A 587-nucleotide genomic window follows, 5' to 3' on the forward strand; every position below is an offset into this window, starting at 1 on the left:
AGCGCCCGCCCGCGGCGCCGTCGTTCGGCGCGCCTGCCGGGATGGGGCGGCCGCAAGGGGCGCCGGCCAACATGCCGGCCATGCCGCCGGGGATGTCGCCCGCCATGTCGCCTGCCATGTCGCCGGCCAGCTACGCGGCGCCGGCGCGGTCCATTGCCGCCTACCAATCCGCTTATGCGGCTTCCGCGCAGCCCGCGTCGGAATCGTTGGCATCGCCGATGGACTTCGCGCCGGCTTCTGCGATACCGGGTTCGGCAACGGCTGCGCCCGCCGCCGCCGTGGCGGCCGCGCCTCAGCAGGTCGGGTCTCAGCACGCCGCGCATCAGCAGGTCGCACCTCAGCCGGCCACGCCTCAGCCGGCCGCGCCTCAGCCGGCCGCGCCTCAGCCGGCCGCGCCCATACGCGTCGAGTTGCCGCCGCTTGCGCCGATCCGTCCTTCGGCCGCAGCAGCCCCCGTGCCCGCGCCGGCCGCTCGCATGACGCAGGAACACGCCATGCCCGAGCGCATGGCCGCGTCCGTCGCGCCTGCGGCTGCCGCAATGGTCGCCGCGCCCGCGACCGCCTACCACGCGCCGCGGGGTTACGCC

At 76.7% G+C, this 587-nt stretch carries 1 pseudogene; it reads left to right on the forward strand.

Annotated features, from left to right (window positions below):
• Nucleotides 1-104 precede the first annotated feature (104 nt).
• Nucleotides 105-587: pseudogene (locus tag HV786_RS27205) on the forward strand (flagellar biosynthesis protein FlhF); the annotation flags it as partial.

The sequence above is a fragment of the Achromobacter mucicolens genome (assembly GCF_902859725.1).
In the GTDB taxonomy this organism is placed as follows: domain Bacteria; phylum Pseudomonadota; class Gammaproteobacteria; order Burkholderiales; family Burkholderiaceae_B; genus Achromobacter; species Achromobacter mucicolens.